Raw genomic sequence first — 9,372 nt, 5'->3', positions numbered from 1 at the left:
ATTCGCATTTATGGTTTACGCTGGGACATCGAAGTTTACTTTAAGATGTGTAAATCTTTTCTCCGTTTGGCAAAAGAAGTTCAGTGTCGCAGTTATGACTCGATGACAGCGCATACCACCTTGGTTTGCATTCGCTATATGATGTTGGCAGTAGAAAACCGTGAAAACAAGGATAGTAGAGCCAGCAGCAACTTGTTCTATGAATATTGCGATGAGGGTGCTGATTTAGATTTTACACCAGCCTTTTTATATAGTTTAGACTTGTTTACCAAGACTCTACGGGAAAATTTATTCCTTTCCGAATCAGTTATAAATCAAATACTTGATTCGTTTATGGAAAAGTTGCGAAGCTTTATTAGGAAGAGGCTGTGTTTTAACACGGCCTAGTCTTCAATTTGTCAACTGCGAAAGTTGAGTAACTAAAAATACAACGATGCCGGCAGTCTTGGTAGAAGTTGGTTTCATTTCTAACCTGGCAGAAGAAAAACTCTTAGGATCGCCAGATTTCCAAAGTAAAGCAGCTTTAGGTGTCTGCCGAGGGATTCTGAAATTCAAAGGAATTAGTATGTCGTGAACTACTCTCCATTGAGACAAAGCTAATGAGTTAAAAAAAGCCGCTCACTGATAATTAAGTCAGTGAACGGCCTTATTGTTTTCCAATGGAAGCAAGAGAACCGTCTCCTTGTTCCCCTTCCTACCGTAGATGCTGCCTTAAGATCGGGTAGATCGCGTTGGAGGTTACCGGGTCCACCGTCCAGTACAGGGACCACGCTCCGACTCCTGCAAGCCCATACTGATTAAGCAAGGCCATTTTGGCATTCCAACTTTGTGCGTCATCATAATAGACCGTATGGGAACCAAGCGCATCTGAGTAATTAAAATAAGGGATTTGCGAGGCGTCGCGTTGTACGGAGCCCGTGGATAACGCCAACAGATCTGTCATACTACCTGCTCGTCGCTTATAGCTTGGAGCAGCCCCTGGCGAGTCAATAGTCCACCAGTCGACTCCGTAGTAAGGGATACCGAGCAGAATCTTATGCATGTCTACTCCTTGTCCCCGTGCATAGTCCAAGACCTTACTGCTCCAGTTCAGCGGAGCAATGGGCCCTGGGGCCCCGTGGCTGTAGTCATACGTCATAATGTGCAAGTAATCAACATGCTGGGCAAGGGCAGGGTAGTTAAACTCTTCGAGCCAGGCTTCAGCGCCAGTTCGAGGCATAACAGCTTGGACCACCAACTTATTTAAAGGATGAAGTTGGGCGTAAAGTTCTTTCATGAATTGAGTGAGATTTGGCCCAGTGGAATTACTCATAAATTCAAAATCGATCACAATACCGTCAGCGTTGATGCTATCAATTCGCTCCATAATTTCACTGATCAGTCTAGCTCGGGCGGTTTCTGAAGCCATGACGGTATCAACGGCTTTGGGGCTGTCCCAAGATGACTGGATGACCGGCAGGACTTTTAAATTACGAGCATGCACGGAGGTTGTGAATTTGGCATAGTTGTCAGAAGTGGCATCCCACCCTCCGGTAACATTACCATCGGCGGTATCATCCAGGTAATACCAGCTCGGTGCAATAATATCTGCGTAATCCGTAGCCGGTGAGGGAATGGACTGGACCTGACTAAGCATTCCTTTTATTCCAGTAAAACCGCCCTGGGTATATTGAAGGGAAATTCTTGGTCGAGGGACCCCGGTGCGAATAATACTTTCTAATTTGTAATTAATCACTCCCCACCCCCCAAAAATCATAAAGGCTGAGCCAGAGGTTCGTTTTTGATTGAGATAAGCAGTAGTAGAGTTGCCTAATTGTTGACTAGGAAGCAACAGAATCGGTGCGTTGCTCTTCGCTGCCAGGGCAGCACCGGCTAAGGCATCCGGGAAATTTTCTCCCGTTGCAACATAGACAGTGGAGGTATCAAAGGGTAATTGATTTAAAACCACCGTATTCGTTTCATATTGATCGTATCCAGCGTATCGTGTCGTCACTTTAACAGGGTTAGGCAATTTACTGAGTTGGTCTTCAATGATGTCTTTAATCACAGCCTTGCCGCCAATCAAGGTCACTTGCGAAATGCCAAGTTCACCGAGGATCTCAGCCGTTTCCGGCGGCAGCACATCGGACCGCGTGAGGAGGATTGGTATACCCTGAGCGGCTGCATAAGAGGAGATACTTAAGGCATCCGGAAAACGCTCGCCATTGACTAAAAAGGCTTGCTTAGAACTCGGGGCTGCTACCTTGGCAATGGCTGCAGCCGTCCCATATTGATCCCAGCCAAACAGGCGCTTCGGTAAGATTCCCTGGTCTTTGAGCGATTGTTCAATCCCCTCGTTTAAAGCAGCTGTACCACCGAGCAGAAAGACTTCTTGCGTACCGAGGCGTTTAAGCTCAGCTGAAACGACAGGGTTCAAGCGACCCGACTCAGTTAGCAAAAGGGGACCCTTGATTTTTTGAGCAAGGACGGTTCCAGTCAAGGCATCGGGAAAATTCCGACCGGTCGCCAGTACGACGATAGGAGCATTATCCCAGCCTTGCTTAGAAATCTCCACGGCGGTATCATACAGTGTATTCCCGAAAATGCGGTCAGTGACGGATTCAGTGGGTGCAGCTTGCACTAAAAGCGGGTGGAAAACAGTACTGCTTAGAGTAATCATGAAACCGCATAGAAGACCCACGGTTTTTTTTGTGAAAAAGTTCATTTGCCTCACCTCTTTTTATGTGTTTGATCTAAGACTAGAGTCTTTAGGGGAAGCACAGACAAACTGAGCGCATAGCTAATATTCGATCGATTAAGATAAAATCCTTTCTTTTACAGAGGAATAAGGATATCCAATATATAACAATGCGAAAAACAAGGTCAATAAAGGAACGAGTCATAAAATGTCGAATAAGAGAATAATCAGTGCTTATTATAGGAAAGAGATGTGATAGAGGTGCTTCGAAGATATAGGATGAAATGCAAATTTATGCTTTTAACGATAGGGACTGTAACTATGATGCTTCTTAATTTAGGGACCGTCCCACTGTCTGCTATTGGGCAGCCCGGGAAATTCCAAGAGCAGATAAGTCAATCAGAATCCCAACAAGTCGTTCTCTCTTTAGAAGTGGGGACCAACGTCGATCAGGTGGCTGAAGACTTCGGGATAGAGGTTGTACGCCGAGGACCCTTAAATTATGCAACTCTCGAAGTCGCGGGAAATAGAAATCTGCAAGAAGTCATAGCGGCTTTAAACATTACGCCTGGGATCTTAGGGGCCGAGGAAAACTATCGCCGGACAATACAAAACCAAACAGGAACTGTACCGAGGGATCCTCTTTTCCGAGAACAATGGTCTTTGGTCAATGGGAATGTCCTAGGCGCTTGGGAAATGGGGGCGACGGGGCAAGGGGTGACGATTGCCGTTGTCGATACGGGTGTCGCTCTCACACATCCGGACTTAATCAATAATTTGGTTCCCGGGTATAATGCGATCACAGGAAGCGAGGTAGCGGGGGCTAACCAAGATAACAATGGACACGGAACCCAAGTCTCAGGAGTCGCGGCTGCCGAAGGAAATCGTGTGGGTATTATCGGAGTAGCTTATCAGGCCAAGATTATGCCGATCAAGGCCATGAACTCTAAAGGGATTGGATATGACGATGCGATTGCCGACGGAATTATCTGGGCGGCAGATCATGGGGCCAAGATTATTAATTTAAGCCTAGGTTCGGAAAACGGTTCGGTCGCCTCAGCTATTTTAAAACAAGCAATCACCTATGCCTCTAAGAAGGGGTGCTTGTTAATCGCGGCGAGTGGGAATTATGATTCTGAGTCCCAGGGAAACCCTGGCGTGAGCTACCCGGCCTCAGATCCTCTCGTCCTAGCAGTCTCAGCGACCGACAAAGCAAGCAAAGTCACAAATTACTCAACCATAGGCACTGAGATCGATCTAGCAGCACCGGGAGATTCGATCCCGACGGCTGCCTGGAGTCAAGCGAGTGGAACAGGTTACGTCTATGCGAGCGGAACCTCCATGGCTGCTCCGTTTGTGGCAGGAGAAGCGGCCTTAATCTGGAGCCAACACCTAGATTGGTCCAGGGAGCAAGTGATTCAGGCACTTCTACAAGGAACCCATGATTTAGGCATCTCGGGAAGGGACAATCAGTATGGGCATGGACTTGTGGATGCCAAACTCGCCTTGACCATCGCCAAACAAACACTCGATACCGTGACATCCCCAGCAGTGATTAATGTAATAGGAGGAATTGTCCAAGCGGCATCAGGGTCTACCCAGCTGAGCTTAACCATCCCTCCTCTAGCGTTTGACAAGCCAACGAACGTAACCTTAGAAACCACGGCAACTCCCACTAATTTGCCGAACAGTGCCACCGTTTTAACCCCATTGTTTCAGGTTGACTGGGGAAGTGCAACCCCCCAGAAAATGCTCTCTTTAAAATGGAATGATCCCTTGCTTGGAGTTGACTCTGGTGCAACCCTTTATCGCTGGAGCGGCTCGCGCTGGATCTCCTTAGGTGGAGAAATCATCAGTGGCGAAGCAAGGCTTGGCCTTTATACCCCGGGAATCTATGTAATAGGAACAGACAAAGTAATAGAAGCACAAAGCAATCGCTTTGCTGGAATTACGGCTGAAGGGACAGCAGTGCAGATCTCCCAAGCTACCTTTACAACTGGAGCAGACACCGTTATTTTAGCCCAAGTCAATCAATTCCCTGATGCTTTGGCGGGAGCACCACTCGCCTATAAACTTCAAGCCCCGATCTTACTTTCGCAAAGCTCAGGGCTCACGGAGGAGGTTCGAACAGAGCTGCAACGACTGGCCCCGAAGACGATCTATCTATTAGGGGGTACGGCAGCACTGTCTTCGACGATCGAATCTGAACTTCGACAGAAGTATGAGGTAAAACGTCTCTACGGTTATACGGCAGCAGGAACCGCTCGGGCGATTGCCATGGAACTAGGGACTAAAGGAAAGGCTGTCATCGCCAGCGTGCGACACTTTCAGGATGTCTTAGTCATCTCCTCGTGGGCAGCAAGGCAAGGGGTACCGATTCTACTAACCGAACCAAAAGATTTATCCGCTGATGCGCAAACCGCTTTAGACAGCCTAAATGTAACCGAGACCCTAGTGATCGGAGGAACAGCTGTGGTCGGGTCTAAGGTCATGGACCGCCTCCCTAATCCTCGTCGGATTAGCGGATTGACCGCTTACGACACCGCGGCCGCCGTCTTGCAAGCGTTCCCTCCGACAACCGCCAAGCTGGAATTTGCGACCGGAGAGAATTACCCTGACGCCTTAACGGGGGCTGTTCGGGCAGCATTTTATGGATCAAGGGTGGTCTTAGTCCCAACAAAGACAGCTATTCCTTTAAGTTTAGAAACACTTTTAAAGTCTTGGACCGGAAAGCATATTGAGGTTTTTGGGGGAACGGCCGCGTTACCAGAAGAGATTGTACAGACCTTAAAAATATGGGTTGAGTAACACAGGGTAATACTTACAATAAAGGGAGTTATGATTTGAGTATATTTTAGCTTAGAGGCTGGAAAACTAATAGGTTTTAGTGTACACTAATCTAGTAACGATGAAAACTTGTCCGAAAAAACAAAGAAAACTATAAAAAATATCGGACAACAAGCAGGAATATTGGCTATGATGAAGAATAGATATAGCTAATATAGACCTTTTTTGTGGTTTCTTCATTTTTTACGCGTTCTAAATGGTACGCTACAGGAGGGATGACCTACATCCTTGGGGGGACGCTCCCGGTTTATCCTGTAGAATGCTTTTAGATATTGCGCAATGTCTAAAGATTGTGCTACACATTTTAAGGGGGTGAGGGGCGACTAAAGACGTCCTGTGAAAAAAAGGAGATAGTTCAATCCCACAGACAAACAGAGATCCAAAAGACGAGAGGAGATATATTACTACATGAAAAAAACTAAAAAAGCCTTAGCCACCCTAGCTATCGCAGGCATGGCACTGTCAATGGTACCTTTTAATGCATTTGCTACAACTACAGTCCCAACTCGCTTAGCAGGTAATACTGCGGCACAAACTGCAGTAGCAATCGCTGACCAAACAGGTTGGACAGGTACAGCAATTCTTGCCTCCTCAGCATCTTATGCTATGGTTGATGCTTTAACTGCTGGACCCCTTGCTTCCTACTTGAAAGCTCCTATCCTTCTTACAGACGGTGGTAACACACTTGACGCTGACACCAAAGCTGAACTCACAAAACTTGCTGTTAAGACAGTATATGTAACCAGCGGAACTGCCGTTATCAAACAAAGTGTTCTTGATGAATTAGCAGCCATGGGAATTACAGTTGTTCCCCTCGGCGGAGTTGACAAATTCGAGACATCAGTGAATATTGCTAAGAAAATGGTTGGAGTTACTAAGGTTGCAGTAGCTACCGGAGCACAAGTTCAAGATGCACTCTCTATTGCTTCAATTGCCTCTGCGGCCAATCAACCAATCCTCTTAACTAACAAAGACGCACTTCCTGCAAGCGTAGCTGCTTACTTAGCTGCTAATCCTGGTATCACAGCCAGTGATGTTATCGGTGGTACGGGCGTCATCAGTGATGCAGTAAAAGCAACACTTCCAAGCGCAACTCGCCATGCTGGAAACACAGCTTATGACACAAATAACCAAGTCATCCAAGACTTCGCATCTTCCCTGACATTTAGCAGTGTCTTCGTGGCTAACGGCTCAACTGGTATTGATGCTCTCGCTGGTGCACCGCTTGCAGCTAAAACTAAGTCCGCTATTGTTCTCACAGACGGAGCAGCTACTGCTGCAGCTACTTTTGTAAATAGCAAACTAACTGCTAGCAGCGTTGTTACTGCTCTCGGTGGTACAGCGGTTGTTCCTGCTAGTACGCTTGCTGGAGTTGCTTATCAAGCACCTGCAACATTGGCAGTTACATCGGTAAGTGCTATTAACGCAAAAGAAATTCTTGTTTCTTTCAATAAGGTAGTCAATGAAACTTCTGCTGAGACAGTTTCTTACTATGAGTTCAAGTCCTCTGATGCTGCCACCCAGGCTGCAGGTATTGCAGAAGTTGTACTCCAAGATGACAAAAAGAGTGCAATCGTTAGACTTACAAGTGCAATGGCTAACGGTGACTCCTACAAAGTTAATATTGAAGACGTAATTGATGAAGCAACTTACCAAACAGTTACAGAATATAGCGATTCTTTCAAAATCTTTACTGATAGTGTAGTTCCTGCTGTTGTTAAGGCTGAACTACGTAGCAATAACAAAGTAAGAATTACTTTCAATGAGCCAGTTATTCAAGCTGGTGCTTCTATCAAGGTTGACGGCGTAACAGTTGCAGTCGACTCTGTTTCTACTACAACAGGTAAATACTACATGGAATCTGCTGTTATCAGTGGAGACTTTATAAAAGCTGGCGACCATAGTGTAGTAGTTTACAATGTAACAGATGCTCAAAGAGCAAGTGCTAAAACGCTTGTTATGGGAACTGCATCTTACACTGTAGGCACCGACACAACTGCACCTTATGTAGTTGGTCTAGCTGCTAAAGATTCTGATACCTTTAAGATTATCTTCAGTGAAAACGTACAAACTCTTACTGATACTGAAGTAGTAGTTAAGAAGGGCGCATATGTATTCCCTGGAGCAAGAGTTGGCGGATATAGTGTAGACCCTGATGATACATCTGGTAATACAGTTCTTGTTGACATTACTCCTGCTGATGTAGATAACCCATTGTATGCTGATGGCGAGAATAATGTAACGATTTCTGTTCAAGTTAAAGGATATAAAGACGCTGCAGTACTCTTAGGCACTGAGTACAACGGTAGTGTGACTTTAACTAAAGATGCTTCTGCTCCATATGTTGTTTCTGAAGCATTAAACGTTACACGTACCGATGCTGGTCCACTTTACTACCTCGTAGTTAAATTCAACGAAACTATTGGTACTGTAGATGCTAGTAAATTTACTGTAGTAAAAGATGGTGTCTATGTAACTGTAGCTGGTGTAGCTGTGAATGGTAGTGACAGCAAAAAGGTAGATATCCAGATTGGATCTGCTTTAACTGATGGAAATTACACTGTAACACTTGATGCTGGTGCAGTTAAAGACACTTCAAGCAACAAAAATGCTGCTGCTACAACAACTGCTTCACACAAAGCCGTTTCTGGTACTGCTTTAGTTGTTGCAGTTAGTCCAGACGCTGTCCTTGATGCTAATGAAGTTCTTGTCGCAAACAACGTAGTCAGAATTAACTACGGTGAAAAAATGACATCAACAGCAATCGACCTTGCTAACTATACCTTAGATGGTGCTGCAATGCCCGCTGGAACTTCAATCGGCTTTGAAGATGCTGGAAAGACTACAGTTAAAATGACGTTGCCTTCTGGTACTGTTGCAGTAGATGGCACCAAGCTATTCTCAATTAGCAAGAACGTTACTTCTGATGCTGGTAAGGTTGTAATGACATCCGCTGAAGCTCAAATTCAACTTGTAACTGCTGGATTTGTAGACAATGTTAAGCCTGTACTTGCATCAGCTAAACTAGTTGTAGCTGATGGTGCTACTACTACTAGTACAATCACTGTTAAGTTCAACGAAGGTTTAGCAGCAATTGCCGCATCTAATGCTAATATTTACGATGACTTCATCATTAAAGTTGCTGGTGTAAAAGTGGCTGCAAATGACAATGTTGCTGTAAATGCAGGTGACAAAGAAATCACATTGACATTGGCAAGTGCTATCAACGTAAATCAAACAGTTACCGTTCAAATTGCTTCAAGTGCTGATGTAACTATCGATGTCTCAGATGACTCTTCACTTCTCAACAAAGTAACTGAAGGTACGATTGTAACAGCTACTAAGTAATTTGTGCGTGAGAGAAGAGACAAATTCTTTTCTCCCGTGGTTTCGACTAACGTGGTAATAGAGAGCCGATTCGCCTTCGGGTGGGTCGGCTCTCGTCCTTTCTTCAGGCTGAAACTCGATATAAAACTTTGTATGCGCTTAATATAAGCGTGCATGGTCAACATGCTCGTAAGTGCTTAATCTTCAGGTGCATAGTCAACCCAATTCATTCATGAGACAATATCCCCATAAAAACCTTACATGGAGGTATTGTTGTAGTGGATAAGAGTGAAAAAAAGCACTGGTTGCCGAATGCCGTGCTAGTGGTATTACGGCAAAGGAATGGTGTGAAGCCAAGGGAATTAAGTATCGTAGCTACATTGACTGGGCATCCAAAATTAATAAGAAAAAACGCCAAAGTCCAGCAGGGGTTTTGCAGTGGGCTGATGTAACGATGGCAAAAGAGGAACGCTTCATAAGCGAAATCATGCTCGGGCTCGGCTCTCTTCCAGTCTAAAGAC

The 9,372-nt window shown here is 45.3% G+C and carries 4 protein-coding genes and 2 pseudogenes; 5 read left to right on the top strand and 1 reads right to left on the bottom strand.

All coding sequences use genetic code 11. From position 1 onward, the window contains the following. Positions 1 to 387: pseudogene (locus tag JL57_RS04685) on the top strand (IS4 family transposase); the annotation flags it as partial. A 28-nt stretch (positions 388 to 415) separates the two neighbouring features. Then, positions 416 to 574 (top strand): annotated as a pseudogene (locus tag JL57_RS33500) (N-acetylmuramoyl-L-alanine amidase); the annotation flags it as partial. Positions 575 to 694: 120 nt separating this feature from the next. Here JL57_RS33500 and JL57_RS04680 read toward each other — a convergent pair. Next, positions 695 to 2,704, bottom strand: a complete 2,010-nt coding sequence (locus JL57_RS04680; RefSeq protein ID WP_034140903.1) for a cell wall-binding repeat-containing protein — start codon at positions 2,702 to 2,704, stop codon at positions 695 to 697. Positions 2,705 to 2,971: 267 nt separating this feature from the next. Between JL57_RS04680 and JL57_RS04675 the strand changes: the two genes are divergently transcribed. The 3 genes from JL57_RS04675 to JL57_RS33490 all read left to right on the top strand — a co-directional run bounded on the left by JL57_RS04675 (position 2,972) and on the right by JL57_RS33490 (position 9,303). Further along, positions 2,972 to 5,485 (top strand): S8 family serine peptidase, encoded by a 2,514-nt coding sequence (locus JL57_RS04675; RefSeq protein ID WP_291299708.1) that lies wholly within the window; start codon positions 2,972 to 2,974, stop codon positions 5,483 to 5,485. Between the two features lie 447 nt (positions 5,486 to 5,932). After that, positions 5,933 to 8,872: a cell wall-binding repeat-containing protein gene (locus JL57_RS33495; RefSeq protein WP_291299707.1), complete on the top strand. Its 2,940-nt coding sequence runs from the start codon at positions 5,933 to 5,935 to the stop codon at positions 8,870 to 8,872. A gap of 257 nt (positions 8,873 to 9,129) precedes the next feature. Further along, positions 9,130 to 9,303, top strand: coding sequence for a hypothetical protein (locus JL57_RS33490; protein WP_291299706.1), 174 nt, complete (start codon positions 9,130 to 9,132; stop codon positions 9,301 to 9,303). Positions 9,304 to 9,372: the final 69 nt, after the last annotated feature.

The sequence above is a fragment of the Desulfosporosinus sp. BICA1-9 genome (genome assembly GCF_000802135.1).
This window is presented reverse-complemented; position numbering and strand designations above follow the sequence as displayed.

Bases quoted from the DNA above. Each gene is read 5' to 3' on its own strand.
- JL57_RS04680 (WP_034140903.1), bottom strand. From the start codon at position 2,704: ATGAACTTTTTCACAAAAAAAACCGTGGGTCTTCTATGCGGTTTCATG.
- JL57_RS33495 (WP_291299707.1), top strand. From the start codon at position 5,933: ATGAAAAAAACTAAAAAAGCCTTAGCCACCCTAGCTATCGCAGGCATG.
- JL57_RS04675 (WP_291299708.1), top strand. From the start codon at position 2,972: ATGCTTTTAACGATAGGGACTGTAACTATGATGCTTCTTAATTTAGGG.